Source organism: Shinella sp. CPCC 101442, assembly GCF_024704725.1.
Classification (GTDB): Bacteria; Pseudomonadota; Alphaproteobacteria; order Rhizobiales; family Rhizobiaceae; genus Shinella.
In genome coordinates this window covers 17,625-44,371 of sequence record NZ_JALIQS010000011.1, presented here as the reverse complement: position 1 = coordinate 44,371, position 26,747 = coordinate 17,625, and the positions used below count along the sequence as shown (strand labels likewise).

General features: G+C 58.2%; 32 protein-coding genes. 13 read left to right on the top strand and 19 right to left on the bottom strand.

The genetic code is table 11. The annotated features are described in order from the left end of the window. Positions 1-3: 3 nt before the first annotated feature. Positions 4-708, bottom strand: coding sequence for a hypothetical protein (locus MUO32_RS26185; protein WP_257951308.1), 705 nt, complete (start codon positions 706-708; stop codon positions 4-6). A gap of 496 nt (positions 709-1,204) precedes the next feature. Here MUO32_RS26185 and MUO32_RS26180 point away from each other — a divergent pair, with 496 nt between their 5' ends. Continuing rightward, on the top strand, positions 1,205-1,702 hold the full coding sequence (locus MUO32_RS26180) for a hypothetical protein (protein WP_257951307.1): 498 nt from the start codon (positions 1,205-1,207) through the stop codon (positions 1,700-1,702). A gap of 124 nt (positions 1,703-1,826) precedes the next feature. Here the strand turns inward: MUO32_RS26180 and MUO32_RS26175 are convergent, their stop codons facing one another. Next, complete coding sequence (locus MUO32_RS26175) at positions 1,827-3,779, bottom strand: DEAD/DEAH box helicase (protein WP_257951306.1); 1,953 nt, start codon at positions 3,777-3,779, stop codon at positions 1,827-1,829. Between the two features lie 137 nt (positions 3,780-3,916). Continuing rightward, positions 3,917-4,840: a DUF1837 domain-containing protein gene (locus MUO32_RS26170; RefSeq protein WP_257951305.1), complete on the bottom strand. Its 924-nt coding sequence runs from the start codon at positions 4,838-4,840 to the stop codon at positions 3,917-3,919. Positions 4,841-5,157: 317 nt separating this feature from the next. Here MUO32_RS26170 and MUO32_RS26165 point away from each other — a divergent pair, with 317 nt between their 5' ends. Then, complete coding sequence (locus MUO32_RS26165; RefSeq protein WP_257951304.1) at positions 5,158-6,117, top strand: hypothetical protein; 960 nt, start codon at positions 5,158-5,160, stop codon at positions 6,115-6,117. Between the two features lie 121 nt (positions 6,118-6,238). Here MUO32_RS26165 and MUO32_RS26160 read toward each other — a convergent pair whose 3' ends face one another. From MUO32_RS26160 to MUO32_RS26145, 4 genes are all read right to left on the bottom strand, one after another. Beyond that, positions 6,239-6,871 carry an enoyl-CoA hydratase/isomerase family protein gene (locus MUO32_RS26160; protein ID WP_257951303.1) on the bottom strand — a complete coding sequence of 211 codons (633 nt, stop codon included), beginning with the start codon at positions 6,869-6,871 and terminating at the stop codon, positions 6,239-6,241. Between the two features lie 120 nt (positions 6,872-6,991). Continuing rightward, positions 6,992-7,210 carry a hypothetical protein gene (locus MUO32_RS26155; protein WP_257951302.1) on the bottom strand — a complete coding sequence of 73 codons (219 nt, stop codon included), beginning with the start codon at positions 7,208-7,210 and terminating at the stop codon, positions 6,992-6,994. Then, positions 7,200-8,006, bottom strand: coding sequence for an exodeoxyribonuclease III (gene xth, locus MUO32_RS26150; RefSeq protein ID WP_257951301.1), 807 nt, complete (start codon positions 8,004-8,006; stop codon positions 7,200-7,202). Before xth ends, MUO32_RS26155 begins: the two co-directional genes overlap by 11 nt. Before the next feature lie 3 nt (positions 8,007-8,009). Beyond that, complete coding sequence (locus MUO32_RS26145; protein WP_257951300.1) at positions 8,010-8,186, bottom strand: hypothetical protein; 177 nt, start codon at positions 8,184-8,186, stop codon at positions 8,010-8,012. Between the two features lie 197 nt (positions 8,187-8,383). Between MUO32_RS26145 and MUO32_RS26140 the strand changes: the two genes are divergently transcribed. The 4 genes from MUO32_RS26140 (at position 8,384) to MUO32_RS26125 (ending at position 10,997) form a co-directional block, all read left to right on the top strand. Then, positions 8,384-8,704 carry a hypothetical protein gene (locus MUO32_RS26140; protein WP_257951299.1) on the top strand — a complete coding sequence of 107 codons (321 nt, stop codon included), beginning with the start codon at positions 8,384-8,386 and terminating at the stop codon, positions 8,702-8,704. A gap of 31 nt (positions 8,705-8,735) precedes the next feature. Next, the gene (locus MUO32_RS26135; RefSeq protein ID WP_257951415.1) at positions 8,736-9,362 is read left to right on the top strand and encodes a hypothetical protein; all 627 of its coding nucleotides are present in this window, start codon (positions 8,736-8,738) and stop codon (positions 9,360-9,362) included. A gap of 232 nt (positions 9,363-9,594) precedes the next feature. Next, complete coding sequence (locus MUO32_RS26130; RefSeq protein ID WP_257951298.1) at positions 9,595-10,089, top strand: GyrI-like domain-containing protein; 495 nt, start codon at positions 9,595-9,597, stop codon at positions 10,087-10,089. 125 nt (positions 10,090-10,214) lie between these two features. Next, the gene (locus MUO32_RS26125) at positions 10,215-10,997 is read left to right on the top strand and encodes an aminoglycoside adenylyltransferase family protein (RefSeq protein WP_257951297.1); all 783 of its coding nucleotides are present in this window, start codon (positions 10,215-10,217) and stop codon (positions 10,995-10,997) included. A gap of 15 nt (positions 10,998-11,012) precedes the next feature. On the opposite strand, the gene MUO32_RS26120 is transcribed toward MUO32_RS26125, so the two are convergent. From MUO32_RS26120 to MUO32_RS26105, 4 genes are all read right to left on the bottom strand, one after another. Next, the gene (locus tag MUO32_RS26120) at positions 11,013-14,273 is read right to left on the bottom strand and encodes an error-prone DNA polymerase (protein WP_257951296.1); all 3,261 of its coding nucleotides are present in this window, start codon (positions 14,271-14,273) and stop codon (positions 11,013-11,015) included. Then, positions 14,270-15,784 (bottom strand): DNA polymerase Y family protein, encoded by a 1,515-nt coding sequence (locus MUO32_RS26115; protein ID WP_257951295.1) that lies wholly within the window; start codon positions 15,782-15,784, stop codon positions 14,270-14,272. The genes MUO32_RS26120 and MUO32_RS26115 overlap by 4 nt, the downstream gene beginning before the upstream one ends. Next, positions 15,702-16,460 carry an ImuA family protein gene (locus MUO32_RS26110; RefSeq protein ID WP_257951294.1) on the bottom strand — a complete coding sequence of 253 codons (759 nt, stop codon included), beginning with the start codon at positions 16,458-16,460 and terminating at the stop codon, positions 15,702-15,704. Before MUO32_RS26110 ends, MUO32_RS26115 begins: the two co-directional genes overlap by 83 nt. A 619-nt stretch (positions 16,461-17,079) precedes the next feature. Beyond that, on the bottom strand, positions 17,080-17,232 hold the full coding sequence (locus tag MUO32_RS26105; RefSeq protein WP_257951293.1) for a hypothetical protein: 153 nt from the start codon (positions 17,230-17,232) through the stop codon (positions 17,080-17,082). A gap of 14 nt (positions 17,233-17,246) precedes the next feature. Between MUO32_RS26105 and MUO32_RS26100 the strand changes: the two genes are divergently transcribed. Continuing rightward, entirely contained in the window at positions 17,247-17,693 is a 447-nt protein-coding gene (locus MUO32_RS26100) for an acetyltransferase (protein WP_257951292.1), read from the top strand. Positions 17,694-17,795: 102 nt separating this feature from the next. Here the strand turns inward: MUO32_RS26100 and MUO32_RS26095 are convergent, their stop codons facing one another. The 3 genes from MUO32_RS26095 to MUO32_RS26085 form a co-directional block, all read right to left on the bottom strand. Then, complete coding sequence (locus MUO32_RS26095; RefSeq protein ID WP_257951291.1) at positions 17,796-18,560, bottom strand: alpha/beta hydrolase; 765 nt, start codon at positions 18,558-18,560, stop codon at positions 17,796-17,798. A 195-nt stretch (positions 18,561-18,755) separates the two neighbouring features. Continuing rightward, entirely contained in the window at positions 18,756-19,205 is a 450-nt protein-coding gene (locus MUO32_RS26090) for a DUF892 family protein (RefSeq protein WP_160857096.1), read from the bottom strand. 86 nt (positions 19,206-19,291) lie between these two features. Further along, positions 19,292-19,768, bottom strand: coding sequence for a DUF3833 domain-containing protein (locus MUO32_RS26085; RefSeq protein WP_257951290.1), 477 nt, complete (start codon positions 19,766-19,768; stop codon positions 19,292-19,294). Between the two features lie 272 nt (positions 19,769-20,040). Between MUO32_RS26085 and MUO32_RS26080 the strand changes: the two genes are divergently transcribed. The 3 genes from MUO32_RS26080 to MUO32_RS26070 are packed head-to-tail and all read left to right on the top strand — an operon-like array spanning position 20,041 to position 22,038. Continuing rightward, positions 20,041-20,946 carry a Ku protein gene (locus MUO32_RS26080; RefSeq protein WP_257951289.1) on the top strand — a complete coding sequence of 302 codons (906 nt, stop codon included), beginning with the start codon at positions 20,041-20,043 and terminating at the stop codon, positions 20,944-20,946. 11 nt (positions 20,947-20,957) lie between these two features. Next, positions 20,958-21,770, top strand: coding sequence for a Ku protein (locus tag MUO32_RS26075; protein WP_257951288.1), 813 nt, complete (start codon positions 20,958-20,960; stop codon positions 21,768-21,770). Between the two features lies 1 nt (position 21,771). Next, entirely contained in the window at positions 21,772-22,038 is a 267-nt protein-coding gene (locus MUO32_RS26070; protein ID WP_160857100.1) for a hypothetical protein, read from the top strand. 68 nt (positions 22,039-22,106) lie between these two features. On the opposite strand, the gene MUO32_RS26065 is transcribed toward MUO32_RS26070, so the two are convergent. The 4 genes from MUO32_RS26065 to MUO32_RS26050 are packed head-to-tail and all read right to left on the bottom strand — an operon-like array spanning position 22,107 to position 24,398. Beyond that, positions 22,107-22,316, bottom strand: a complete 210-nt coding sequence (locus tag MUO32_RS26065) for a DUF2945 domain-containing protein (protein WP_160857101.1) — start codon at positions 22,314-22,316, stop codon at positions 22,107-22,109. A gap of 13 nt (positions 22,317-22,329) precedes the next feature. Then, on the bottom strand, positions 22,330-22,572 hold the full coding sequence (locus MUO32_RS26060; RefSeq protein ID WP_160857102.1) for a DUF2934 domain-containing protein: 243 nt from the start codon (positions 22,570-22,572) through the stop codon (positions 22,330-22,332). A 48-nt stretch (positions 22,573-22,620) separates the two neighbouring features. Further along, on the bottom strand, positions 22,621-23,190 hold the full coding sequence (locus MUO32_RS26055; RefSeq protein WP_160857103.1) for a type 1 glutamine amidotransferase domain-containing protein: 570 nt from the start codon (positions 23,188-23,190) through the stop codon (positions 22,621-22,623). A 44-nt stretch (positions 23,191-23,234) separates the two neighbouring features. After that, complete coding sequence (locus tag MUO32_RS26050; RefSeq protein ID WP_160857104.1) at positions 23,235-24,398, bottom strand: zinc-dependent alcohol dehydrogenase; 1,164 nt, start codon at positions 24,396-24,398, stop codon at positions 23,235-23,237. A gap of 272 nt (positions 24,399-24,670) precedes the next feature. Here MUO32_RS26050 and MUO32_RS26045 point away from each other — a divergent pair, with 272 nt between their 5' ends. From MUO32_RS26045 to MUO32_RS26035, 3 genes are all read left to right on the top strand, one after another. Beyond that, positions 24,671-24,880 (top strand): hypothetical protein, encoded by a 210-nt coding sequence (locus MUO32_RS26045; RefSeq protein WP_202402476.1) that lies wholly within the window; start codon positions 24,671-24,673, stop codon positions 24,878-24,880. After that, positions 24,873-25,067, top strand: a complete 195-nt coding sequence (locus MUO32_RS26040) for a hypothetical protein (RefSeq protein WP_257951287.1) — start codon at positions 24,873-24,875, stop codon at positions 25,065-25,067. The genes MUO32_RS26045 and MUO32_RS26040 overlap by 8 nt, the downstream gene beginning before the upstream one ends. Positions 25,068-25,354: 287 nt before the next feature. Next, positions 25,355-25,687: a hypothetical protein gene (locus MUO32_RS26035; protein WP_160857106.1), complete on the top strand. Its 333-nt coding sequence runs from the start codon at positions 25,355-25,357 to the stop codon at positions 25,685-25,687. Between the two features lie 27 nt (positions 25,688-25,714). Here MUO32_RS26035 and MUO32_RS26030 read toward each other — a convergent pair whose 3' ends face one another. Then, on the bottom strand, positions 25,715-26,743 hold the full coding sequence (locus tag MUO32_RS26030) for a hypothetical protein (RefSeq protein ID WP_257951286.1): 1,029 nt from the start codon (positions 26,741-26,743) through the stop codon (positions 25,715-25,717). Between the last annotated feature and the right edge of the window lie 4 nt (positions 26,744-26,747).

The following is a 26,747-nucleotide window of genomic DNA, read 5'->3' as shown; positions in this document are numbered from 1 at the left end:
GCGTCAGTTGCCTCCTGGCATCAGGCTCTTGAGCCATTCGTTGCCGTACATGCCGATAAGCCAGCCCACCAGGCCTGGGCCGAGCAATCTGAATATACCTGTTACAGAGCCCGCGCCGATCATCTTCGCCAGTTTCCATAGCGCGGTCATGTGCGCTGGATAGTGATGGTCCTCATCAATGATTTGCCGTCTGGTCCATCGGAGCCACTTGATGCGCAGGCTCTGTGTCCATGACGGCTTGAGGTCTATGCTGCTGACATAGGCGTAGGCCATGAGATCACGCATGTCCTGACGGACACCGAGATATAGGTCCCAGTAGTCCATAAACCCAATGCGAAGGATGATGGCGTCTTCGTAGACATTTGCGACGTCGGACTTCACGGGATACATGATCACGGCCATCTCGCCCGACGGCCCGCGGCTGTAGACGAGCGACGGTCCAGACTCGCGGGCGATAGCGCCTTTCTCGGTGCGCCTCCCGCTCATGGGCCTGTTTCCAAACCAGACCTGCATCCATCCAGGTACTTTCTTGTCCGTAGATACGTAATGAGCGACGCTGCGGTCGAACTCGGCAAAGCCTGGTGTTTCGACAAGCCGCCGCTTGATCACCCTCTCACCGAGCCTGACGAACTCGTCGGAGTCCTTCTCCCACTTCTGTCGCTCCTTGTAGGCTTCCGCCCATATGTTTTTCGTCGGCGTCTCGGTCATGCCATCCCCCATTGTCCCCAAGCGCTGCTAACACAACCCCAGGGTTTCGGCATCAAGATTTTCGTCGGCCGATTTGTCCCAGTCGTCGGCAGGTCACACCATTGAAGGAGACAGAGACAAATGGAGAGTTTGATGTCTGAGACTGAGAAGAAGCAGGCAACCTCTTGGATGACGGGGACCCTCCCGATAAAGCGGACGAGCTGGAGCTATCTCGTAAATAATGGCGGCCAGATTTCGACCGCCATCCGTCTCCATTCCCGAAAACCTCGACGATGCCGGATATTCGCGGCAGACGTTTAAAATTGCCCGTTCCGCAAGCGATGTCCGCTAACCCTTTGCTTTAATGCGCCGTTATAAGCCAGCCGCGTATGGCTTACGTGTCGAAACGAACCAACGGAGGCGACATGTCTAACATTCTTCCCGAGCGAATAGGTGCGACCTTGTAAGCTCGGGGCCCGGCTTTTCGCACCGATGCCGGGCTATAAAGGACTTTGGCATGACCAAGGTGAATACGTCTGCCCGCTCCGTCTCGCGTCGCGTTTCTAAGTCTAAGAAGAAGCCGACGCACTTCGAAGCGGCACTCCAGGTGGTGCAGGCTTCCGCTGACCGTGTTGAAACTCTGCTCGACGGTGTTCACGTCGCTGCAATGGTTGATCCGGACGGAAAGTATCTTCAGCCCGTGCTCTTCTTCGCTCGCAATGCAACCGCATTCGGCGAAGGCGAGAAGGTGGCCACGGACCACTTCGAAGCCACGAAGGGTCTCGACGGGGAGATTAAGGGTTTCGATCTGTCGTCGACCCTCGGTCCCTTGACGAAGTCGGAAATCGCCGCTCGTTTCCTTGGCGACGAAGAAACGATGAAGAACGCACTCACTGTTTTCGCTGCGTGCTTCAGCCTGGCGCATGAAGGTTATGGCAACGCTGCCGCGAACGACCATGCGGTTGGACAGCTTGCAAAAGTGTTCGACATGCTCGGAGTGCAGACGAAGTCCTAACTGACTTCGAGACGTAACATTCGACAAACCAAGACCCCGGGGGAACCTCGGGGTCTTTTCGCTATGCCGTTTTAGCCGGCGGAGATCGCTGCGCTGAATCTTTGAGCGGAGGCGATCCGATTCTCTACTGGTTAGGCGTGATTCCCTCCGCGAAATGCTTGAGGATGTACTTATCAAACCGTGACAAGCTTTGGATCGTGAACAGGCTTTCCAACCCGATCTCGTTAAATCTGGCGATGGCGTCGCGGATGTTCACGGAGCTGTCGGCCAGATCGATCACGCCGCTGTCTTGAAGCTTTTTCGAGATCATCCTTGGAAGACCGTACTCTTCAAGGTGGTATACGGTACCCGGAAGGAAGGCTCTGGCCAGCCGCGCGATAAAACGGGACACGTCCACTTTCGGATCAACTATGATCTTGTATAGCTCGTTCGCGTCGCTCACGAGGGCGGAGAGTTTGAAGGTCACCGTCCTCTCGATCTGGAAGAATTCGTCGATCGTGATCCCTTGGCCATTCAGGCTGGCGAGAAGCTGAGAAAGCGGCGTACTCCAGTTCCGGTGTATCGCCTTCGTAACAGCAACTATCTTGCCGTATTGTGCCTCCCATCCGGAACCCTTGAAGTTTATGAGCTTATAAAGGATGTGCTCCCAGCGGTCAGGATCGTTCGAGTTCAGATAGGCAAAGCCATTCCAGTTCTCCGGATTGAATTTCATGTCTGCCGCCAGCGACAACAGGAACGTGGAATCACTATCCTGCAGCACATTTTCGCGTTGAAGCCTAGCCCATTCATCCCGGCCGAGTATGTCGATCATTGAGTTCTTGAACTCGATAACCCGCTCCAGCTGTTCAGAGGTAAGGCGCGAGCCGTCCCGATCCGCGTCGAGGTCACCGAGAATTTGCTCGGGAAACTCTATGGCCAGCTGGGTCTCCTCGTCTTCAGGCGGCGGCTCGAGAAGATAGATGTCACCGACGAAATGCTTGAACATGCGGCCACCTCGGCCGATGATGTTCTTGTAGGTGAAGTCCTTGAGTTTGGTGTTCCCCACCCGATTGCGCCAGATGACCACGTTCTGCGCCGAGGTGTTCACTCCCTCGATAATCGACGAGGTGGAGACAATGTGATCCAGACCGCGTTCGTGTTCGAAAAGCTTGACCTGAATTTGGGTCAGGCACCGATGCATACTGCCATTGTGGACCCCCAGCCCCCGATCGATGACGTCAGGGAGCTGCCAATCCATTCTATAATTTGTTCTAAGCCAGTCCGCGAAGTGGCGAGTAAGTGGACGATCCACCGGAGTCATCCGCGCCTTGACGAGGTCGCATACCTTGCGGATATCGACGTAGGTTCCCGCGTAAATGAGAGACTTCGCATTTCGAGGTCCGATGATCTCGATCAGTTTTTCACCCTTTTTCACTTCGTCGCCGTCTATCTCTCGATAGAGATCGTGCTTGTTCAGATACACGGTATTGAAGTTGAGGAGTTCGACGAACTCCATGTCGTCGGTGAAGACGCTGCGTCCGAGAGTTTTGACATTGGGCGCAAGGTAGTACCGCTGATCCGCTTTGGCTGACAGTTTCATGATCGCTTTGACGAGCGCGGGTGATCGAGCCTTGTCGTGTTTCGCGCTCGCCTTATAGAACTCGTCGACGACCAAAAGGTCGATCCTGTCGAGCTTTCCGAGATATCCAAAGGCCCGTTCCTGCGGGAAAATAAGGATGTTGCGATCACCTAATGGCGTGTCCGGCGCTGTTATGACGGCATAGTCACGTCCGAATTTACGAAATATTCGCCGACGGGTTTCATCCATCAAAGCTATTGTAGGCACGATAATCACGACAGTCTGAGGCCTCTTGGCCGCGATGAAGGCGTCGATAATGAAGCTCTTTCCGAAACTTGTAGGAGCGCTGACCGCGACATTGGTTCCCTCAAGGAGCTTCTTCAGCACATAGGACTGCTCCCTGTGAAGGGTCGCCTTTCTGTCCCCGACATCAACCGAAAATGCCTCGGCAAGGAACCTTTGGTCCCAGCTTCCGCGCTCTATCTCCATGTACGGGAAAAGCCCGGTCGCCCGGATCATGTGGTTTACGAGCTCAGGGAAATCCCTCTCGTCTTCGCCTATGGACGCAAGCAGTCGTATTAGCAGGTTACGAGCCTCGACCTCGTTTCCGCGCTGAATGTGGGCGTTGATGTCCTGACATGTAGAGAATACCTCCATCAGGCCTGATCCTTATAGAACGATACATTCTTCGCGAAGATGTCGACGATGAGTTGCTTGTTCGGAACAGGAAAAAGTATTAGATGGAACTTGATGTCTTTATATTTATAGACTCCACTTGATTTCCCGATCTGTTTCGAAAAGTAGGACTCCGCTCTTTCCTGGTGATGTTCGATCAACTCGTCTTTGTATGCTTTCGACATTTCCGTTTTTCCGGAAGTGATCGAGCATTCATGCAGAAGCATTATAGGGACGTGAATTCGCGAACGTAGTTCGTCTATGGAGGACCGAGTATCCAGTACCGATTTTATTTTCGCGACCAATACCGGGTCGATGGAAAGGAGATCGAGGTCGGCGATATTGGTGATGATCGTGTTTTCTTTTTTAAGCTTGGCGGTCGATAGCATTTCGAACACCGAACCGACAACGGCGTTCAGACGGGCGTCCGCGATCGAGTTGTAGAATTTCGCCTCACCGAACCAGAGCTGGAAATCTGAGCCGTCGATGACGATGTGGACGCTGTCTGCGCCCTTTGCGTTGTCCTGGGAGTTCTGCTTGTAGAAAATCTTCGGAACTACTGGCAAAGCGTTGAAGTGATGCCGCATGACGCCGTAGAGAAAAATCTCGGCGATCTCGCTGCCCTGACCAGCGATGTCGTTGTCACTCAGTCTGAGATTTTTCGCCGCGGCGAGTAACGCGCTGTGGCTCTGGTCTTGCAGTGCCATCCTCTCGCGCTGTGAAAGTGCCGTCTGCGCGACGTTGTCCCAGAGATAACTCTGAAATTTCTTATAGCGCCAAGACCCGTCTTCGAAATCATTGAAGAAGGATAGGCAACGTTTGTTGAGGGCCGCTTTCAAATGAGCCACAGTCGTGACGTCTGATAGAGCCTCGTCGATCAAAGTTTCGAAAGTGAATTTTGTCAAAGATTAACAGTCCGATGTGCTTTTCGGTAGACATCACAGCAGACGCCCACCTCACGCAAGCTGGAGTTGTTATTCCACACAGAAAAAGCTCTTTATGCCATTGTCTCTTGCGCTCGCGGTTGTTCATCGCTCCGACACTACAGCCGAACTCATAAGTCTCTGAGGATATGTCGGCGACGAGCCGGCAGCAGACGGGGGCGTTCGGCTGCCTTGCACCATCTGAAATGGACCGCCGAGCCGTAGAACATGCAGCATGAGGAAGTTAAACTCGAATAGCTGCAATAAAAACGCGTATCACGCTACGAGGTGGGAAGAAAATGCAATCGAGGACTGACGGGGAGCAAAAAGCTCAATTTTTTAAATCCATGGGCCTCAAGTTCAACAAGTGCTTGAGTCCCGAAATGTCATGCACCAATGCCGCGATTCGCGCTCATTCCGTTCAGAAATCAACGGCCCTGTCATTTATTGAGGAACACGGCCACGTGTGCGGGCTGAAGCTAAAGGTTGGCAACGGGGAACCCGTCTGCGAGTTCGAAAAAGTTGGTCGCAACAATGCATCTACATTTACGGGCTTCTGCAATGCGCATGACACAGAAATTTTTCTCCCCGTCGACACCAAGCCGCTCGATCTTGGTGACGCGGAACAGTTGTTTCTCATAGCTTACCGCTCTATTACACGCGAGTTGCATGTAGTTATGGAAAGTGCGGTCAAATTACAGACACTCCATCAGACGCATGTGAATTTAGGTGTCGTCAAACCCAACGAGCCGACGGCCTCAGCCGCCGCTCCTGTAAATGCTATGTTCAAGTCGTGGCTGGTCTGGCGCTACCGTCTGATGCACTACGACATGAATCTTGCGAAAGGTCGATATAGGGAAATAGCACACTCTATATTCAAGATTTCGGGTCGCCGCGCCGCGCTCGCGTCGTCATCATTCTTCCCCACAGATGAGAATCCGCACAATAAAAAGGCCGTCAGGATTGCGTTGAACATGATCCCGCTCTCCGTTGACGAAACAGCCGTCATTTTCAGCTACCCCAAAGTGCATTCTGGCCCTGCCCGAAAGCACATCGCTCCCGTGATGATGAAAAGTGGTGAGGACCAACTGCTGGCTCTCTCCACTCTCGCACTCGACACGACCGAAAACTTTTTCATTCGGCCGTCCCATGTCGATAGCTGGTCGGACGAGAAAAAGGCTTTCATTCAAGAGGCGTATTTTTCAACTGTTAAGGATGGGGCATTCTTGAAGCCCCATGCCAATTTGATGCTATTTTGAGCATCGATCGGCGGCACGGATCGCAAGAGCAATGTGATCACGAGCGACTCGACGAAAGTACTAACAATAAATGGGATCATTCGGCTACTGTGCGCCGATATCAGCCGAGAGCGGTCGGCAGTCAGAAACCATAAAGGAGGGTTTCGAGATTGCGCTCTCCGTCACGTGTCTGGGCCGCTGCCGCAAGTGCCACTCGCGTCAGTTCGCGTGCCGCTGGCTTCTCGAACGTCTCTCCTAGCAGGCGGTTCTGCTCGAGCAAAGCGTCCAGAGGATCAAGCTGGGTGGCGTCGATAGCTGCCTTGCCCGCGGCGATGACACCTGGAGGAAGCCTTGCGATGTTACGTGCCAACCTGGGAATGAAGGCGTCAAGCTCGCCGTCCGGCAACGCGCGATTGATCCAGCCATACCGCTCTGCAGTGTGTGCGTCGAACAGGTCGGCTCCCAGAATGGCCTCCAGAGCTCTGCCTCTTCCCATCAACCGAGGCAGGTGCACTGTCGCCCCCGCCCCGGGGATGATGCCCGTCGGGGCCTCCATCTGAGCGAGGTATCCCCGTTCGAGGCTGGCGAAACGCATGTCGAGCGATTGGAGGAATTCCGACCCGCGGCCGCGTGCATAACCTCGCAGTTTGCCGATCGTCACCTGAGGGAGTTTACGGATTCGCTCGAACAGGCGCTGCATCGGGTTCAATCGCTGATCTTCATCTTTACCGACCGCCAAACTGGCGAACGTCGACGGGTCATCAACGAAGTTCATGTCACCGTGAGGCATACGAGGTCCGCACCGACTTGTTCTGGAATCAGGTGTGTGCTCGCGGCCAAGTGTTATTGGGACGCTGCGGAGTTTCGACCTCGAAGTATCGCCCCCTTGCCTGCCCTACATCTTGGCTGCAGGCCAATCGTTCGCTGGTTCTTCGACAGCCTGCTCCGAGAAGGTATCGGCAGGATCGGGGTCACGGTAGTCGGCCATCTTCAAGCGATCCATCTCGCTGGCAATCGCCGCATATACCTCCGCTTGTCTTGCACCGCGGGTCACCGCCTTGTCCACCAGCTGCGCTAGATCGTCGGCGAGTGTAGCTTTCCATTCATCGACCATTGCGTTTTCTCCTTGCCGTCCGGTTATTCGAGAGTTCGATCCACACTGGGGCGTGGTCGCTCGTATGCTCCCACCCGCGTACATGCTTATCGACGCCCGCTTTTGAAAGGCGAGCGGCGACATCGGGACTGATAAGGAAGTGGTCTATGCGCAGACCAGCATCTCGCGCGTAGGCATTCCTGAAATAGTCCCAGAACGTATAGATGCGCTCACTTGGATGGAGGTGCCTGACTGCATCTACCCAGCCCTGGCCGACAAGTTCACGAAAGGCTCCGCGGACCTCGATGCGAAACAGGGCGTCGTCTAGCCATCGCTCTGGTTTGTAAACGTCCAGCTCTGTCGGCATGACATTGTAATCGCCCGCGAGGATGACAGGCACTTCGAGCTCCAGAAGCTCGGCGGCGTAGTCCGCAAGGCGTTTGAACCAGGCAAGCTTGTATTCGAATTTGGAACCCGGGTACGGATTGCCGTTCGGAAGATAGAGGCATCCGATTACCATGCCCTCGACAGCTGCCTCGATGTAGCGGCTCTGACTGTCGTCCAGATCATCCGGCAGGCCTTTACGTGTCAACAGAGGCTCTGATCCCTTCGCCAGGATGGCGACACCGTTCCAGCTCTTCTGGCCATGCCAAACAGCGCCGTACCCTGCGGCTTCTATCGCCTTCGCTGGAAATTTGGCGTCCGGGGCTTTCAACTCCTGAAGACACACGACATCGGGAGACGCCTCGTCGAGCCAGCGTAAGAGGACTTCGAGGCGACCATTGACCCCGTTGACATTGTAGGTCGCGATTTTCACGGATCAGCGCTTGCGATCGCCTTTGTCACCTTCGCCCGATTTGGCCTCGTGCTTGGCGTCATGCCGCTTGTCAGCCGACAAGGAACGGCTGACATCCACGGATTCCTTGAACTTGCCGTCCTCGTCCCGGCGCACGTAGCGCTTGTCGGTTCCGGTATCGATTAGCTCGCGTTTCGACATGGGTCTGTCCTCCATTGATTCATAGTCGAGATCGCGGCGGATGGGTGGGGCGCTCGCCTGCCTATTCGTTGGCCACGGTGAGAAAGCCGAAAAATCACCGTGTTCACCATCCCCATCGCGTCGGCTTGACACGCCGCGACCTCGTGCATGGAAACCTATGGCTCACTGGAAAGTTCCTACGAAGACAGGAGGTTGACGTGAGCAAGTACCCCGATACGCCAGACGGCAGATATTTCGTCGTACGCGGCCGCCTCTGGCGCAAGAGCAACCCCGCGCTCGCCGAGGACGACCGTCAGCGCCTGGTCAACGACCTCATGTCCGCGCGCCGCGCTGTGCGGGACGCGAAGGGAAACTCGGACGAGATCGCGAAGGCCCGCAGACGAGTAGACGATGCAAAGGTCGCTCTTGGCGAGCGCGGCCCGGTGTGGTGGCACGACGGAACACCCGATCTCAATCGACATATGATCAAGAACACGCCTTACGTCGGCTGGTATTCCCGGCTCGCCGATGCTCGTTGACTTCACCCGCATCGGCACACATTTCTCCCGTATGACGAAAGACAAACCCAGCGATATCGAACTCCTGAGGACGTGGACCTTGACCCCTGCCGCCACTCTAGGATCAGCGGTGCGCGCGAAGGGCACTCTGCTGGAGCTGCGCGCAAGGCTGCCCATGTCGTCGAGGAAGTCGCTCGTTCTCGAGAGCGGCGAGATCGTGCTCACGATGCCGTCGTCGGCTAAAACCGAGTTTCAGGCGGCCGTCGGTATAGTTTCGACGGCCATGAAAGACATCGAAAGCCTGCCGGTCATTCCGCGGGAAATCCAGGACATCCTGACAATCAAGCAGGGCGAGAGGCACCGCTGGCTCGCCGACGGACGCCTCCCCAGCGCCGGAACGCGGACCGTGCGACTGGCGGGGCGTGCCAAGCAGATTACCTTCCACGTCTTCGACCCCCGTGTCGTAGAGGAACTCCTGAACAACGGTACGGTCGACGAGTGGCGAGAGGACGACATCGCGGCTGCGGCGGAAAACAGGCGTCGGGCGGCGTATAAGGCGAAGCTGACACGCTCTTTGAAAAAGCGGGCTAGGAAATCGGCGGTGAGCGGGAAGTCGGAGGACCTGTCCCCATCCCTGGATGACTGGGCCGAATTCGACAGCGCGGGGTTGCTGCGGTAGCGGCCTACAACACGGACGGCGGGTCGGCCGCCTTCTTGCGGGCCGGCAGTTAATCCGCGCGATCCATGGCGATCATGGTGGAGGAACCCTGTTGATCTCACGGATCAGGCGTGCGTGTGGGCCCGATGCCGCCCTCGGGCCACCCCATGTTCGACCTCGCGACTAATCGCATTGCGGTGTCGGTTCACGGTCTCCTCGTTCGTCCTTGATCAAGTATTTGAGGAGAGAGATCATGTTGACGATGCCGCAAACTATCGAGCTCGGACCTAAACCATACGTTGCCGTCCGCCTTCCGGTAACGATCCCTTTCGCCGAGGAGATGGACCCCGCGTTCGACGAACTGTTCGATGCATTCAAAAGGGCGGGTGTTGAACCGGACGGAATGGAATTCGTGAAATTCAACCTCATCGACATGCCCAAGCTCGAAATAGAGGTTGGAATGACGACGGATGCCGCGATCCCGCTTACCGGACGCCTCGTGAGCGGGACGTTACCGCAAGGCCGGTTCGTTAGCATGACATATACGGGGTCTTATGACGGCCTCTACGATGCGACGGCTATGCTGATCGGCTGGGCAAAGGAGACAGGTGTCAAGTGGGATGTCGAGAAGACACCCCGCGGGGAGCGTTTCGCCTGCCGACTTGAAGTACACGAAAACAATCCTTCGATTGAAGCTGACCCTGCAAAACTCGTGACAACGGTCCTTATCAAGATGGCTGCTCACTGAAGCCGCATTGGTGGACGTTGAACGTGGCAGTAAGACACCGGTTGGGGCTGGCGGCGATCGCCACGCCTAAGCGCCAATTGCGGTCACACGTTTTGATATAGTATTCACGTCGAAATGGAGTTGCGATGCAGTCAGTGCTGAACCAATCTGAGCAAGTCCCGGCCGCATTGGCAGCGCTGCACGACAGCCTCGAAGACTGCCTGCGTGCGGTCTATCTGCATGGCTCGGCAGTTTCCGCGGGGCTTCGGCCTCAAAGCGATATCGACCTGCTTGCGGTCATCGATCGTCAAATGACCCAGAGCGAAAGAACGACGCTTCTTTCGTCGCTCCTCAAGCTTTCTGGTCGCCATCCGTCAGCGCCGGGGGGCCTGCGCTGTCTCGAAGTCATGGTCTTCACCCGCCCCGACCTGGCCTCAGGGCATTTTCCAGCCCGAGCCGAGTTCATATTTGGTGAATGGCTTCGTGATGCTCTTGAGGCAGGCGAGACGCCTATGCCGGTGCAGAATGTTGAATTCACGCTCGTTCTGGCCCAAGCCCAACAAGAAGCTATCGCGCTATTCGGACCGGATCGAGATGCAGTTCTGCCCATGATTCCAGTGAGCGACATTCGAAACGCCATGCGCGAACTGCTCCCTGAATTGATGGGAGCAGTTCGCGAGGATACCCGCAATGTTCTGCTGACACTGGCACGAATTTGGTACACTGCGAGAAACGGCACCTTCGTCAGCAAGGACGAAGCTGCCAGCTGGGCAATACCCCAACTCAGTGATCGAAGCGCCTTGATATTGGATTACGCGAAGCGGGCGTATCTTGGTGAAGTCGGCGACAACTGGAACAGGGATCAAGATGGGATAGAGCGTTTGGCGGAAGAGCTGACGACAAAGGCCAGTGACGCAATGTCGGCTTAGGACCGCATGCCGCCGTCAGTGGAAATTCCGGGACCGCACTTTAAGCGTATCGATGTGCAGATCGGGGACGTATATATCCCGAGCCTGCACCGCAGGTTTCGGATTGTCCCGCAGGTCAGGCCCGCCCCCGTATTTGACTTGATCGCCGCGGCCATGCGGGAGGGGGAAGTCCCCGTCCCGTTCACCCAGGCTTGATAGGTCGCTCGAGAAGTCGAACAGCCGCTGGGCAACCAGATGGACGACCTCGCCTTCCCGCTGAATCTTACCGTGGATGCCCATCATGGACGCCGTCATCAGCACCCGTCGCTGGCGTTCGAACAATGACGGCCATACGACGGCATTCACGATCCCCGTTTCGTCTTCCAATGTTAGGAACATGACGCCCTTGGCCGAACCCGGGCGCTGCCTGACGAGGACAAGGCCTGCTGTCCAAAGCCACCTCCCGTCTCTCTCGCTCATAGCTTCTGCGCACGTGACAATCCGCTTGGCCTTGAGGTCGTCGCGCAGGAAGGACATCGGGTGCGCCCTTAGGGTCAGCCCGGTGTGGGAATAGTCCTCGACAACTTCTCTGCCCTCCGTCATCGATTTCAGGATGACCTCGGGTTCCTGCGTTTCGGAAACCGTCCGCGCCTCCCGCTTGGCGGCGGCTGCCCAGAGTTCCAGTGGCTCATCGCGCAGCGCTTTGATGTCCCATAGCGCCTGACGGCGTTCGAGTTTCAGGGACGGCAGAAATGCGTCGGCTTCCGCAAGTTTCACCAGGCTTGCCGTCGGCACGCCCGAACGCCTCCACATATCGTCCGCGCTTTCGAAGGGGTGATCCGCGCGGGCGAGGACGATCCTCGCGGCGTCGTTCTGCGAAAGTCCTTTCACCACCCGCATGCCGAGGCGAACGGCGAAACGGTCCGTCTCCCCGATCCGCTCCATCGTGCAATCCCATCTTGAAGCGTTTACGCAGACGGGGCGGACTTCGACACCGTGCTGCCGGGCGTCGGTGACGATCTGCGCGACCGAATAGAACCCCATCGGCTGACTATTGATCAAGGCGGCGCAGAAGACGTCGGGGTGCCAGCATTTCATCCATGACGACGCATAGGCAATGAGAGCAAAACTCGCAGCGTGGCTTTCGGGAAACCCATAGCTGCCGAATCCCTCGAGCTGGCTGAATGTCCTCTCGGCGAAATCGGCCGTGTAACCGTTTTTCACCATTCCGCTGACCAGTTTGTCCTTGAATTTGCTGACCCCGCCCGTGAACTTGAACGTGGCCATGGCACGCCTGAGCTGGTCCGCCTCGCCCGCAGAGAACCCGGCGCAGACCATGGCCACCTTCATCGCCGACTCCTGAAAAAGCGGTACTCCGAGGGTTTTTCCGAGAACGGCTTCCAGTTCGGGCGTCGGGTATTCGACCTTCTCCTTGCCCTCGCGGCGTCGAAGGTAGGGATGCACCATATCGCCCTGGATCGGCCCGGGGCGGACGATCGCCACCTGCACGACCAAATCATAAAATGTCCTCGGTTTCAGCCGCGGCAGCATGGCCATCTGCGCGCGGGATTCGATCTGAAAAGTCCCAAGCGTGTCGGCTTTGCGTATCATCGCGTAGGTCCGCTGGTCTTCCTGCTCGATGTCGGCCAGTCCCATCGAGACGCCCTTGTACTCGGCGAGCAGCTCGAACGAGCGCGCCATGCACGAGAGCATGCCGAGCGCCAGGACATCGACCTTCATGAATTTCAGGGCCTCGATATCGTCCTTGTCCCACTCGACCACCTGTCGGTCGTCCATCGCGGCCGGCTCGATCGGCACCAGGTCGTCGAGGCGATCCTGCGTGAGGACGAAACCGCCGGGATGCTGGCCGAGATGTCGTGGCGCGCCCATTAGCTGGCTCGCGAGATCAAGTGCGAGCTGGAGACGGTAGTCCGACGCATTCATGTTGTTCTCGCGGAGCTGCTTCTCGCCAACGCCATCCTTCGACCATCCCCAGATGCCGGACGACAGCTGGCCGATCAGGTCTTCCGGGAGTCCGAGAGCTTTGCCGACATCGCGCAGCGCGCCCTTCGCCCGGTAGCGGGTGACGGTCGAGCAAAGGGCGGACCTCGAGCGGCCGTAGGTCTCGTAAATCCACTGGATGACTTCTTCACGCCTGTTGTGTTCGAAGTCCACATCGATGTCCGGCGGCTCGTTACGCTCCATGGATACGAAGCGTTCGAACAGGAGGTCGCCCGTCTCGGGATTGATGGAGGTGATGCCCAGGCAATAGCAGACCGCCGAATTCGCCGCGCTGCCTCTACCTTGGCACAGGATATCCTTGGACCTCGCGAACCTGACGATGCTGTAGACGGTCAGGAAGTACGGGGCGTATTTCATCACCCGGATCAGTTCGAGTTCGTGAAGAATAGCCTTGCGGACTTTCTCGGGGATGCCCTCGGGGTATCTGTCAGCCGCACCTTCCCAAGTGAATTTCGTCAGCGACTGCTGCGCATCGAGACCCGGTACGATTGCTTCCTCGGGATACTGGTACTGGAGTTCGGACATATCGAACTTGCAGCGATCCACGATCTCCCGTGTTCGCGCCAAAGCCTCCGGATACTCGGAGAACAGGCGATGCATCTCCTCGGGGAGCTTGAGAAACCGGTCGGCATGGCGCTCGCGGTCGTAGCCGATGTCGTCGATCGTCGTGCGGTTTCGGATGCAGGTCACGATGTCCTGCAGCTGGCGACGGCTGGGGTCATGAAACAGGACGTCGTTGGTAACGACCGTCTTGACCTTGTGCCGGATTGCCATGTTCGAGAGGTTGTGCAGACGAAGTCGATCATTGGGGCGACGACGAAGGCAGAGGCTCACATATGCCCGATCACCGAATACGGCGGCGATTTTGCGTAGCTGTCCCGCGCAGACATCGTCGGCTTCGTCCGGGACAAGGACAGCGATCAGGCCCTCGCTGTATGCTTCAACGTCTGCGAGATCGAGGATGCACTTGCCCTTGCCTCCTCGAGATTTCCCAAGCGACAGCAGGCGGGTCAGTCGCGAGTATGCAGGCCGATCGGTCGGGTACACGAGGATCGACATGCCGTCCGCGAGGTCGAGACGGCAGCCGACGACAAGACGGACCTTCGTCGTCTTGGCAGCCTCCCATGCGCGTACGATGCCTGCAAGGCTATTGCGGTCCACGACGCCGAGCGCGTCGATGCCAAGGTCGGCGGCCTTCGTGAACAGTTCCTCGGCGCTCGACGCGCCGCGAAGGAACGAGAAGTGCGTGGTAACTTGGAGTTCGGCGTACCTCATCCGAAGACACCGTGAATGAACCAGAGATGGGAGCCTGTCTCGAGATCGACGCCATCGCCGGCGCGGTAGACCCAGTATCGCTCCCCCTGCTCGTCTTCGACGACGAAGTAGTCGCGAACCGCCTGCATCTCGCGGGGGCGTTGCCACCATTCGCCGAATATCCGCTCGGGTCCGTCCGCCCGCTTCACGCGGCGACGCTTGCCACGCCAGGTGAAGACCGCAGGCGGCTGGTCCGGCAGGAGCGCGGTGACCTCGATACGTTCGGGGTGCGCGAACAGGCGCGAGGGCCTCGGCCATTTCACGGCCCAGTCCGCCCCGGTTTCCGGCGCGGTGGGCGCGATCCGCATGACGGAACGTTCGGGTACATCCGATGCGACGGGCGACAGGCGATACAGGCGCTGACCCCGGTTGGCGAGGACATCAATGACGGGCGTGATATCGACGACATCCTCTTCTATCAGCGACGACGCCACCTGCCTTTCTTCGAGGACCTCGGTCATGACGGCGACGAGGTCCAGACGCTCGATGCCGAACCCGGGGTCGATCTTTTCGATCCGGTCGCAAAGGAGCTTGGATAGACGGGCGGGATCGCGCACGGGCTTGGCAAGGCCAGCCCGCAGGCACTGGCGGGTGTTGTCGACGCGATGGATCACGAGGTCAGACCGTCGGACACCAAGCCCGCGCTGCTCGAGTTCGGCGGTCAGTTGTCCGACGAGGCGGCGGACATACTTCTCGATCGTTTCCGCCGCGCCGATCGGTTCCTGGAAGTTCTTGGAGACCACGACGAGGTCGGGGGTCCGCAGCGGCTCGATCGGTTCCGCGACCCGGCCAAACAACTGGTCCAGCCGCCTCCCCGGCTCGGGGCCGAAACGCAGGGTCAGCGGTGCGCGCGGCATGGCCGACAGTTCACCGACCGTTTCCACGCCAAGGACATGTAACCGCTGAATAGTGTCGGGTGGCAAGCGAAGGCAATGGATCGGCAGGCCGACGACGGCATTGGCCACTCCGCCAATGGGAACGACCGTGGTCTCGGCAGTCGTCAGTCGCGCGATCGCGTGAGCCGCACCCCACGTGTCCGCCACTGCGGCCCTCCCCGTCAGGCCACGCCCGCGGAGCATGTTCACAAGCCCTGTGATCATCATCTCCTCGCCGCCACGAAGATGATCCGCGCCTTCCGTGTCCATGACAATGCCGTCGGTACCATCGACAGCGACGACCGGGCTGTATTGTCGGAGAGCCCAGAGAGCCAGGCGCTCGAGAGCGGCGGCATCCGCGACGGGGTCGGCATCCATCATCGTCAGGCCAGCAATGACGGCCTGCGCCTTGCTCGCCGACATACCGATACGCAGGCCGACTTTCCGCGCCGCCGTGTCGGCCGCGGAAACCCATCGCTTTGTCCCGGACCGGGAGATGACGACAAGAGGCTGGTCAGCTGGCACGGCTCCCTCTCCATGACGACGTATCCGGTCGGTCGGCAGAAACGGGAAGTAGACAGATACGACCCTTGGCATCGGTGGCTCCTATTTCGAACTCGGCACACTCGCCCGCTTTGACCCGCATCAGTTCAGCCAGCCAGCGCGCCCTCCCCACGCCCGCCACTGGTAGCGGCTCCGACGGCAGAACGCTTACGCGCCACCTTGTCGTCGAGGCGGTTGGGTTCCCGTAGTCGGATGCCTCGGTTTGTCTTCGCCACCTTCTGACGACAAGACCCATCGTCCCCGTCTTCTCGGCCGCCAGATGAAGACGTCGGGAAGCTGTCATAGGCAGGCGAACCAGCTCCCCGACGACGGCCGCGAAGCCGCCGAACGACAGCCCTTCTTCCATTGACGCCAGGACATCCTCGTCCTTGTCGCCTTCGCAGTAAACAACGCGATCTGGATGCAAACCCGCCTGCGAGACGGACGGAGCAAAGAGATCGGGACGCGTCAGGCACCAGAGGACCTTTCCTTTTGACCTCGCGGCTATTCCCGCGGCGAACAGGGCGGCGGCCGCGCCATCGACAGTACCGGAACCGCCGCCAGCGACTTCGTGGATCGCTCCGCAGACCAGGCCTCCGCCCGGCAGGCGATCATCGATATCCGGAACGCCGAAGGGCAACACGGCGGCCTTGCGCGTCGAGCCGCCCTCAAGGTGGGCGATGCGTTCGCGTAGATCATCGATTAGCCGTGAAGTCCGGGCGTGCGACATCGATCACGGACCTCCTTCGGTTCGCGTTGGACAGGACTTCATATCCTGAAAAATGGTTGACGTTCTTCTTCTGTTCCCATCTAAAAGCAGAGTCAAGCCGGCTGAATCGGACGATCCCAGGCAAACAGAGGGCCATCTTCGTCGAAAGCCTAGATGAATCAGGACTCTAAGGAGAAGCGCTAAGTGACCGGCGTTATTGAAGATTTTTTCCGACGGCGAGATGCAGCCTTGTCAAAAATGCCGAGGAAGTTCATTTTCCACCTCAATCTGCCGAGGCTCACCGACCATGACGCGCTCTATACCATCGGGAAAGGACTTGAACGCCTATTCGGGATCGCTGGGCGAAGCTCTCGACGCAGGCGGATGGAAGCCGCTCGGACGACGGATCAAGATAAAGTGGTCGCCAGTGACCCCGCCACTGCGCCGCTCGCCGCAAACGCACGACACCGGACCAAAGTAGACTGCAGTTTCCTCAGCGGCGGGCATATGCGTGCAGGCTAATTCAACGCTCAGGACCCTCAAGGGTCCGGTTATCGCGGTCGAATGCAAGTGTTGCCGTATGTACGGCGAGCTGGACCGGAAAGACGTCGTGAAGCGCTATCGTGCGAGTATCACGTTGTCACGCCTGCGCCGTTGCCTTGTCGGCGCTTGCGATAAAATGTGCGCCGAAGACGGCGACAAATGCCAGGCGCGGGTGACGGCTCTCGTAAAATAGGGCCATCACACCCCGCTTGACCGCGCGTGTCGGGTTTGGGTAATCGACGGCGAACATCGGATACCTTCTCAATGGCAACCTACATCACCCGGGCATCACGCGTCGCCGATCTCCAACGCAACTTCGAGATTTGGCAAACAGCAGTCGAGGCAACCCACGACTTCCTTTCGGACGAGGACAGGGCGGCGATCGCTGACTTGGTACGTGACAAGTTCCTTCCAAACGCTGAGCTTACCGTTGCTGTGGACGATAGCGACATCGCGCATGGATTTCTTGCTGCAACGGGCGACCATATAGATGCTCTCTTTGTCCACGCAGACAGCCGCGGAACGGGGATCGGAAGCATGCTTCTCGAAGATTTCAGGGCGGAGAGAGACAACGTCACGGTCGACGTCAACGAACAGAACCCGCAGGCCTGCAAATTCTACGAGTCCAAAGGTTTCAAGACGACTGGGCGTTCCAGTCTTGACGATGCGGGTCGCCCCTACCCCATCGTCAACCTGCGCTGGAAATCCTGATAAATCCAAAGGTGATGACTTGAAGCTGCCAATGGGCGGTGATCAGAAACGGGACCCGCCAGCTCTCCTGGTTGGACATCGGCCGCTCGGTGTGCCAGTTGGTTAGCCGTAAAGCCGATTCTTCAGAAAGCTGGCCGCTTCCCGCGCCTGCTCCGACGAGATCGTATGGCCGACGTTCGGGAAGATTTTGAGCGTGACATCGTAGCCAGCGGATTTAAGCTGTCCGCTTGCCGCCACGGATGCCGTCGATGGTATAGTCCCGTCGGCTCCCCCATGTATTAGCAAGACCGATGTGTCGGATGACATCGATGTTGGGGGCAACGGCATGAGGCCAGCGAAGCTTACGAGCGCGCCGACTTTCCACCGTCCCGAGGTGACGGCGTCGAGTGCCATGATCGCCCCCTGCGAAACGCCGACAAACGCGACGTTCTGCAGGTCGTTCTGAAACCCTTCACGCTGGATGATGTCACCGACCAGCTCGTCGAAAGCACGACGCGCGGCTTTGATGCGATCCGGACGGAGGACCTGGTTATCGACAGTGAACCATTGCCGTCCGCCGGACCGATGGGCGAACGGAGCGTCGGGAGACACGAATTCCGTCTCGCGTAACGTTGCTTTCCATGACTCTCCGATCGCAGCCATAACGGAGCCGCGCCCGCGTATACCGTGGAAGAATATCACCAGACGGCGGGCTTGCCGGGACTCCGACGCTGCACCATTGACTTCGGCATTACTTCCCTGAACACGGCGGCCAGCGGCAACATCAGTGCGTTCCGATGCCACGGCTTTCATAGGATGGGACAGCGATGTCATGGCCATCACAAGTGCGATGGCGGATTTTAGGAAATTCCGTGATCTCGACTTCAACTTGATATCCCTGAAAGAGGCCGCAACTGGCGGCAGGTCTGTCATTCGCCTGGACACGCGAAGGGCGCTCGACCCGATCAAGGGGAGCGCCCTTCGGACCCGGACAGCCACGAACGCGCGACGGCATCGTCACAGCAGGTGGTTATCAATCGGGGTGTGAGCCCTAGATGAGAACTCGATTGCTCGATTTCAAGATCACAACGCTTTCGCCGTCGTCTCGAACCACTCGCGATGACGCTGCTCGTCGTGCAATGCCTTCAGGAAGAAGGCCTTCGACTGCGGGATGGCATCCTCGTGCCGGGAGGCCCGCTCGTATGCCGTGACAGTATCGTCTTCGTTCGTCTTCATCGCTTTCAGGATCGCCGAGTCCCCGAACAGGTCCGCCAGCGCGATCTTGCCCGTGGTCAGCATCTGCTTCATGTCGCCCTCGGTCGGCGCGTCCGTGCCGATTTCGCGTGCCATTTCGTTGAGAACCTGAAGATGCTGGAGGTGGTCGTCACGGAAGGTGGAGACATGCGCGCTGAGCTGTTTGTCGTCGAGACGCTCGATCACGGATTCGTACGCGGCGATGGCGTCGTGTTCGAGATAGATGAGGTTCGTGACAAGCTTGTCGATCGTGGATTCGTTTCCGACCATGGTAACCATTGAATACTCCTCGTTTTGGAATGGCAGGACGCAAACCGAGGCGGCCGCGATAAGTTCCCGCGTCAGGCCGATCGGAGGCTCGCAGCTCAGTGCCGTTCGTAGAAGGCCTGGATCGTTGCAAACTCGATGCCAAGCTTGGTCAACGAAGCATGGGCCGTCATGTGGTTCTCGTCGTGGAGAAAGAACCAATCGTTGAAGCCGAACTTCGTCTTCGAACCGTTGGCATCGGGCACCTCTCGATGATATTTCCACTGAAACGCGTTGCCGCTTTGCCTGCCTTGGGCGGTTCCGTTGATCAGCGTCTCGCGCCCTTCATAATTGCCGTCCCCGCGGTTGATGATGGTCCACGTGAGGATGTCGCGGTGGCCATCTTCGAACGCGTATGTCTCCTTGAGCGACAGAGTATTGGCAGACGCCTCGTATCGGCCTTCGGCCTCGATCGTGAAACGGTTCTGAAGGCTGCCCATGCGACTGAGCGTGATCCCCCACCCCCGCAGCGAACCCGAGAAGAAATTCTCCAGCACGAAGAGCGGGCGTTGTTCGGCGAAATCGTCAATGTTCACTAGAGGCCTCCATCGTTGGGATGGATAATGAACCTTGAAATCCGCATCGTGTTCCAGCCGTTGTAACTTAGCTTTCCGCGCGGATACCGTGGGGGCGGCGTTTGCCAGCGGCTGTCAATCAACCAGTGCCGAGCAGGAACTCAGGCCTGACACCCGTTGAGGCAGAGGTGCCCCTGTGTCCCTAAACCACTGAAAACAGAATCGTTTCGAGTCGGAACGAATCGGCCCCGTAACGATTGAGTCGCGAATCAGTCGAGTCGGAGTTTTGCGTCATGGCAGGGCAGAGAGCGCAGTGGAAAGGGTTCGTGAAATTCGGCGAGGTTTCCTTCGGGGTCGCGCTCTACACGGCGGCCTCGACGTCGGACAGGTTGACTTTTAACACCATCAACAAGGCCACCGGGAACCGGGTCAACCGCGTTTTCATAGATAGCGAAACCGAAGAGCCAGTCCCGAAAGAAGCGCAGGCAAAAGGCTTCGAGATCGAGAACGGCCAGTACATCATGATCGACCCCGAGGAGGTGGCCGCGACGATCCCGGAGAGCAACAAGACGCTCGAGGTCGATGCTTTCATCCCCTGCGCCGACGTCGACGATGTCTACTTCGACAAGCCCTATTACCTTGCTCCGGACCGAATGGGTTCCGACGCCTTCGCGGCGCTCAGGGACGGTATGCGGAAATCCAAGGTAGCTGCCATCGCCCGCACGGTTTTGTTCCGCCGCGTGCGCACGGTCCTGATTAGGGCGCACGGCAAGGGTTTGATCGCGACCACCCTGAACTACGACTACGAGGTGCGCTCGTCGAAGAAAGCCTTCGAAGACATGCCCAAGATCAAGATCGAGGGCGAGATGCTCGATCTGGCAAAACACATCATCTCCACTAAGAAAGGTGAGTTCGATCCCGCGGCTTTCGACGATCGATACGAGAACGCACTCGAGGAGCTCGTCAAAGCGAAGATCGAAGGAAAGGCCCCGCCGAAAAGAAAGAGGGTGGAGGTATCCAAGCCGTCCGACCTTCTGGCCGCGCTACGCGAAAGCGCGGGCATTTCCGCCAAGTCGGACGACAAGCCGAAACGCATCGCCGCCAATGCCAACAAAGGTGCTGGCAGGCAGCGTGCGGCGCGCGGGGCGGCCACGAAGACCGCCTCTTCGAAGGCCGCCCCGCAGCGCAAGTCGGCGTAGGAGGTTGAGCGATGCCCCGCCCCTACTGGAAAGGCTACCTCAAGCTTTCTCTTGTCACCTGCCCGGTCAACATGACCCCGGCCACGTCAGAGTCAGAGAAGGTCCGCTTTCACACGCTTAACAAGGAGACGGGCAACCGGGTTGTCTCCCAGTATGTCGACTCCGTCACTGGCAAGATGGTCAAGGACGAGAACGAAGCGAAGGGATATGCCCGCGGCGAGAATGACTACGTCATCCTAACCGAAGACGATCTGGACTCGGTCGCTCTCGATACCGTGAAAACCATAGATATCGATAAATTCGTTCCCGCCGACAGTATCGAGTGGGTCTATCTCGAAAAGCCCCACTACCTGATGCCGGACGACGCGGTCGGGAACGAAGCGTTTGCAGTTATCAGGGACGCGATGAAGTCCGACAAGGTCGTCGGAGTGTCGAAGCTCGTCATCGGCCGTCGCGAACGTGCCGTGATCCTCGAACCGCGCGATGACGGGATCGTGCTCTGGTCGCTCAGGTTCGGCGACGAAGTTCGTCCTGAAGAGAACTACTTCGACGGCATCGACGACGAGGCCGATCCCGACCTGGTGCCTTTGGTCCAGAAGCTGATCAAGCAGAAGATGGAGCGCTGGACACCGGATATGGTGGGCGACCCCATACAGGAGAGCCTTCTCAAACTCATCGCGGAGAAGAAGAAGGCCTTGAAAAAGCCCACGAAAACCAAGGCTCGGAAAAGCGATCCTGAACCCGCCTCGAACGTCGTCAACATCATGGACGCCCTGCGGAAATCGCTCGCCGCGGACCTCAAGAAGAGCAGGAAGGCAGGCTGATATGCACCTGACCGACACCACCGTTTCCAGAGACGCCATCGACAGGTGGACAGTTCGTTTTATCAGCGACGATGGTGACGAGGTATGCGTGACCGTGGCCGCCGCTCAGGAGCTCGATGCCGAAAGCGTCGTTGATCGCGCCCGGACGATGTTGGTACAGCTTACGGCATTCGGCACGCGCGGAGGCGGGCGAAGTGCCAACGCATACGATGCCGCAAGCAATGGCAACTTCGACGATGACGAGCCGATCATGGATACGCGACATTGACATGATCGCGTGGCGATCTCTTAGCCCGTCCACATCCGATGACCCTGCGCGCCGTGAACAACTACGAGCTATGTTCTGTCGAGGGCTTCAGGCCGATGTGCACCCCTTTTGCCCGACTTGGAACTCTCGACGATGATCTGTGGATCAGCCTTTGACGCTTTAACCTTATGACCCTTGATTTCGGTATCCAAGGTCTGCTTTTTCACGACCTTACCTTCCGTCCGGCCCTGGCTTGTTTCCCAAGTGACCCGATCGCCCTTTTTCAAATTCGTGTTCACGTTCGCGTCCCCTTCAATCCGGGCTGATAGTTGATGGCGGCCTGATGTCGGACGCGCTCTGAGCGGTCTTACCGTCCTTCTTGAACACGTTGTCCGCTTTCTGGTTCACCTTCGTGACGTCTTCGGACTGCTGCTCACTTAGCTCGCCCTGTTCCTCGGCGCGCCGCCAGTGCTCCTCATGCGCGCCCTCCGGACGCCCTTCGTCTTCCCAGATTTTATAGGCGCGTTCGCGACGCTGCTGTTCTCTGTCTCCCATCGTTCAAACTCCTCTCGTGTGGATGGACGTTAAGTCACGCATCAGCTCTCAAGCGCTCCGTGCCTGCTCTGGATGCATTCCTTCCCCGAATTCTTCGACGATCTTCGCGCAGAATGCCGGGAGATCGTCAGGATTGCGGCTTGTGACGAGCCCCTGATCACAGACGACTTCCTCGTCTACCCATGTGCCGCCCGCATTCTCGATATCCTTGCGGACGGTGGGATAGGACGTCACCGTCCGGCCTTGGAGAACATCGGCTTCCACCAGCAACCAAGGTCCATGACAGATCACGCCGACGGGCTTTGCCTGCTCAAAGAAGGATTTGACGAGGGACACCGTGTCCGCGTCGGCTCGGAGCTTGTCTGCTCCAACACAGCCACCGGGGATTACCAGGCCATCGAAGTCGCTGGCTGAAACTTCGCTCACCAGCCGATCGACCGTATAGCTGCCACCGGGATCGAGGTCGCTGTTATTGGTGCGGGCTTCACCTTCCTTTAGTCCGATCACCGTCACCGACGCTCCGGCGGCTTCCACTGCCTTTTTAGGCCTTGTAAATTCCGGCTCTTCCGTCCCACGCGGTGCGATCAGGATCGCGATCTTCTTGCCTTCGAGTGTCATTCCGTTCTCCATGTTGTCGATGCGTTAATTAACGACCTGCTTGATCAACCGTTGGGCCGGATCACCACTTTCACGCAGCCGTCTGACTTATCCCGGAAGGTCTTGTAAGCTTCCGGGCCTTCTTCGAGGCCGATCCTGTGAGTGATAAGGAACGAGGGATCGATCTTTCCCTCGACGATCAACTTCATGAGCGGCTCCAGGTAGCGCTGGACGTGCGTTTGACCGGTCTTGAGGGTAAGCCCCTTGCCGACGAAAGCACCAAGCGGCGTCGGGACAGCCGGGCCGATGAACACCCCGGGTAACGATACCGTTCCGCCGGGACGGCATACCATGATCGCCTGGCTAAGCGCGTAGGGACGCTCGGTAGAGGTCAGCGTGGATTGCAGCGACTCCATGATACCGCCAGCACCATGGCTTTCCAGGCCGACCGCTTCGATGACAGCATCTGGGCCCTTGCCGCCCGTGATATCGAGGATGCGTTGTTGAAGGTCCTCGTCAGCGTAATCGAGTGTCTCAGCGCCGGACTGACGGGCGAGGTCGAGCCGTTCGGGAACGGTGTCGATCGCGATGACGCGCTCGGCTCCAAGGAGGAAGGCGGACTTGATCGCGAAAAGGCCGACGGGGCCGCAGCCGAAAACGGCGACCGTCTGTCCGCGCTGGATATCGCAGTTTTCCGCCGCCATGTACCCTGTCGGGAAGATGTCCGAAAGGAAGAGGACCTGCTCGTCGCTGAGACCGTCCGGCACCTTGATCGGGCCGACATCGGCATAGGGCACACGGAGATACTGGGCCTGACCACCGGGAAAGCGGCCGTAGAGTTCGGAGTACCCGAACAAACCCGCCGTTGGATATCCGATCTGCTTGGCCTGTTCGGCCCCATTCGGATTAGACCGTTCGCACAGAGAATAATGACCCCATTGGCATTGGCGGCATTCGCCACAGGAGATTGTAAACGGTACCACGACACGGTCGCCGACCTTTAGTTTCGAATTGCCACGACCGACTTCAACGACTTCGCCCATCGTCTCGTGACCCATGACATCGCCATGGTGCATTCCCGGGACGAAGCCCCCGTAAAGATGAAGGTCGGAACCGCAGATCGCACAGCTTGTCACTTTGATAATCGCGTCTCGGTCGTCCTGGATAATGGGGTCCGCGACTTCCTCGCAGCGGATGTCGCCGCTGCCGTGCCAGGTCAAAGCCTTCATATTCGTCTCCTCGCCTTCTTTTGGTTGTCTACGACCGGACGCCGCGTCAGAGCCCAACATCGCGCTCCTCCCCTGCAAAGGCCGGGACAGAGTGCAGAGTCTGGAGGCGCGCGAGGGGTGTCTCCAACCCACTCAACCGTGGCGCACCCATAATGTTCCAAGGGAACTTCTTGGCTCGCACTCGGTGCGCTACCGAACGGAAGGCCAGCGTGGCGGGGAACATTGGTGGAGAGGTTGGGTTATGGGTGGAGGTCAAACACGGTAGCTTCGACATGGGTATGGATAAGCCGCGCGATGGCGCGCCCGGAACGACGGATCAATCACCGAGATGGGAGGGGCCTGAAGAAACTCGGCCGCGAGGGTACCTTCCTGCGAAGGACGATCCGGACATCGAGAAAGATGCAGTCGGTGAAACCAACAAGTCGCCCGAGCGAAATCGCCCTTCGGATGCCTTTAAAACCAAGAACCACGACGATGGGTAGGATGGAGCCTGACAAGGGCGCGTTCGCTCAGTCACAAGCGGACCCAAAAGCCGATAGCGTTGCGAGTGCCAAGCCGACCGTCGTAACTGGATCGGAAGATGCGACGGTCAACAGAACGCCACCTGGCAAGAAGCGGGAGAAAGACTGGGACGTCGGATTTGACGAGACGGCCTCTGATCTTTCGTGACGAGGAATTTGGGAAGCACAAGGCGGTCGGAACAGTTCCGCTTAGCGGCCCCAGGCAGGCGGTTGCGTTGAAATCGAAACGGGCTCGGTTTGCGATCCACATAACGTGAAAACCGGGTGAAACGGAAACCAGCTAGATCGAAATCCGCCGATGGAAAGCATGGCGATTATGGCGCGGGTCGAGCCATTCAAACCCGGGGTGCCGGCAGTCCGAAGAATTGGCCGAGGAGACGGTGGCTCGACGTGAGGCGCGCAGAGTCCGAACTGGGTGGGAAGTAGCGTGCTAACATGACCGAGAACACCTGTGCGATCCCGACACCGGAACAGCGCAAATACCTGGAAATCAAGGGGGCCGCCGAGCGCGCGATGCTCGACAAGGTCTTCAACGCCATCGACGACGCAGCCGCCGAGGTGGCGGAAGGTTTCGCGAAAGCGGGCCTCGAGTTCGAGCCGACCAGTCGCGACTACTTCACGTTCGCAACCCAACAGGTTCTGTTCGTGCGCCTGTGTGGCGGTGATCCTGACACGCTGAAGGGCGGCGATCCCGAAGTCGGCCAGCGTATCGTGAACAACGGGCAGCACATCATCGATCACTACTGGCGGCACGCCGACAAAGACTAGGAAAACGACAGAGACTTCATCGGCCTCTCACCTCAGCGCTACCTTGAAGAAATCCTCCAGCGCCCTGCGCGAACCCGCAAGACTGTAGCGACCGATCTCGACACCGAAGCTATTCAACACGGTCAACTGTGTTCCGGTTGCGAAGGCTGCCCAAAATTTCTGGATCGCGACCGGGTCAGTCGGGAAATCGAACGCATAGGCGTTTGTTTCGATGTCCGCATTTACAAACAGGCTGAAGGGGTCATCATTTCCGTGGGCGAAGCGCAACTCAAGCTGTGTCGAGGTCCCTGAAATACTGCCCTCGGGCACCATGATCTCGACGAACGTCTGTGATCGCTGCGGATAGTGGGCGATACGCAACAACGGCATCATGGTGTTGCTCTCGAGGGCGATAAAGGGCTGCCTTGTGTGCGTATTCACGAAGACGCCGACGAGCCAGCTCTGACGCAACCACGTCTCGACGGGAAGCAAGTGGGGGACGGACTGAGCCTTGCTAGCGTCTCGGATATTGATCGAGTTTCGTTCCAGTTCCTCGGGAGTGAAGACGTACATATCTCCGGGCGGCGTGCGGAGCATTCGGGAGACAAGATAGCTCGGCGCATTGAACGTAACGAGGTCCTCGTAGATGCGGCCGATGGCGGTTTGCGTGAGGGAGGGGTCATCAACTCCGGACACCTGGTGAACCCCGAGCTTTCCCTGCGCGATCCTTTCACGGCCAGCCAAGAATATGAACGCACACGCCGAATGACATTCGCTACCCGACGGCACGATGGTGTTCAGTCCGGCGGCTTTAATCGCCCGCGCTATCTCCAGAGCGGGAAAGACCCGTCCTCCGGGACTGTTCAAACTGACGGACTTCAAACCCGTGCGACCTGCGAGAGCCGCGAAATCGGCCGCAACCGCCGGGGTGATCTCGCCGTCAATACATGCCGTGGAACCGTCTACGCTCAATGATACGGGAGCAACCGCCTGCGCCCGCACTGGCAAAGGTAGGAATGATACGAGTGCGCTGGCCACAATGACGATGCCAAGCTTGGTGGAAATCGATAAACGCAAGCTT

What these genes read in the sequence shown, in the direction of transcription:
- MUO32_RS26110 (WP_257951294.1), bottom strand. Translation starts at nt 16,460, where the DNA reads ATGTCGCACGCCCGGACTTCACGGCTAATCGATGATCTACGCGAACGC.
- MUO32_RS26175 (WP_257951306.1), bottom strand. Translation starts at nt 3,779, where the DNA reads ATGATCCGGGCGACCGGGCTTTTCCCGTACATGGAGATAGAGCGCGGA.
- MUO32_RS26035 (WP_160857106.1), top strand. Translation starts at nt 25,355, where the DNA reads ATGACCGAGAACACCTGTGCGATCCCGACACCGGAACAGCGCAAATAC.
- MUO32_RS26115 (WP_257951295.1), bottom strand. Translation starts at nt 15,784, where the DNA reads ATGCCAAGGGTCGTATCTGTCTACTTCCCGTTTCTGCCGACCGACCGG.
- MUO32_RS26120 (WP_257951296.1), bottom strand. Translation starts at nt 14,273, where the DNA reads ATGAGGTACGCCGAACTCCAAGTTACCACGCACTTCTCGTTCCTTCGC.
- MUO32_RS26100 (WP_257951292.1), top strand. Translation starts at nt 17,247, where the DNA reads ATGGCAACCTACATCACCCGGGCATCACGCGTCGCCGATCTCCAACGC.
- MUO32_RS26155 (WP_257951302.1), bottom strand. Translation starts at nt 7,210, where the DNA reads ATGGTCGATGAATGGAAAGCTACACTCGCCGACGATCTAGCGCAGCTG.
- MUO32_RS26080 (WP_257951289.1), top strand. Translation starts at nt 20,041, where the DNA reads ATGGCAGGGCAGAGAGCGCAGTGGAAAGGGTTCGTGAAATTCGGCGAG.
- MUO32_RS26040 (WP_257951287.1), top strand. Translation starts at nt 24,873, where the DNA reads ATGGGTAGGATGGAGCCTGACAAGGGCGCGTTCGCTCAGTCACAAGCG.
- MUO32_RS26135 (WP_257951415.1), top strand. Translation starts at nt 8,736, where the DNA reads ATGACGAAAGACAAACCCAGCGATATCGAACTCCTGAGGACGTGGACC.
- MUO32_RS26055 (WP_160857103.1), bottom strand. Translation starts at nt 23,190, where the DNA reads ATGACACTCGAAGGCAAGAAGATCGCGATCCTGATCGCACCGCGTGGG.
- MUO32_RS26075 (WP_257951288.1), top strand. Translation starts at nt 20,958, where the DNA reads ATGCCCCGCCCCTACTGGAAAGGCTACCTCAAGCTTTCTCTTGTCACC.
- MUO32_RS26185 (WP_257951308.1), bottom strand. Translation starts at nt 708, where the DNA reads ATGACCGAGACGCCGACGAAAAACATATGGGCGGAAGCCTACAAGGAG.
- MUO32_RS26180 (WP_257951307.1), top strand. Translation starts at nt 1,205, where the DNA reads ATGACCAAGGTGAATACGTCTGCCCGCTCCGTCTCGCGTCGCGTTTCT.
- MUO32_RS26145 (WP_257951300.1), bottom strand. Translation starts at nt 8,186, where the DNA reads ATGTCGAAACGCGAGCTAATCGATACCGGAACCGACAAGCGCTACGTG.
- MUO32_RS26165 (WP_257951304.1), top strand. Translation starts at nt 5,158, where the DNA reads ATGCAATCGAGGACTGACGGGGAGCAAAAAGCTCAATTTTTTAAATCC.
- MUO32_RS26090 (WP_160857096.1), bottom strand. Translation starts at nt 19,205, where the DNA reads ATGGTTACCATGGTCGGAAACGAATCCACGATCGACAAGCTTGTCACG.
- MUO32_RS26125 (WP_257951297.1), top strand. Translation starts at nt 10,215, where the DNA reads ATGCAGTCAGTGCTGAACCAATCTGAGCAAGTCCCGGCCGCATTGGCA.
- MUO32_RS26070 (WP_160857100.1), top strand. Translation starts at nt 21,772, where the DNA reads ATGCACCTGACCGACACCACCGTTTCCAGAGACGCCATCGACAGGTGG.
- MUO32_RS26130 (WP_257951298.1), top strand. Translation starts at nt 9,595, where the DNA reads ATGTTGACGATGCCGCAAACTATCGAGCTCGGACCTAAACCATACGTT.
- MUO32_RS26045 (WP_202402476.1), top strand. Translation starts at nt 24,671, where the DNA reads ATGGGTATGGATAAGCCGCGCGATGGCGCGCCCGGAACGACGGATCAA.
- MUO32_RS26105 (WP_257951293.1), bottom strand. Translation starts at nt 17,232, where the DNA reads ATGTTCGCCGTCGATTACCCAAACCCGACACGCGCGGTCAAGCGGGGT.
- MUO32_RS26060 (WP_160857102.1), bottom strand. Translation starts at nt 22,572, where the DNA reads ATGGGAGACAGAGAACAGCAGCGTCGCGAACGCGCCTATAAAATCTGG.
- MUO32_RS26160 (WP_257951303.1), bottom strand. Translation starts at nt 6,871, where the DNA reads ATGAACTTCGTTGATGACCCGTCGACGTTCGCCAGTTTGGCGGTCGGT.
- MUO32_RS26050 (WP_160857104.1), bottom strand. Translation starts at nt 24,398, where the DNA reads ATGAAGGCTTTGACCTGGCACGGCAGCGGCGACATCCGCTGCGAGGAA.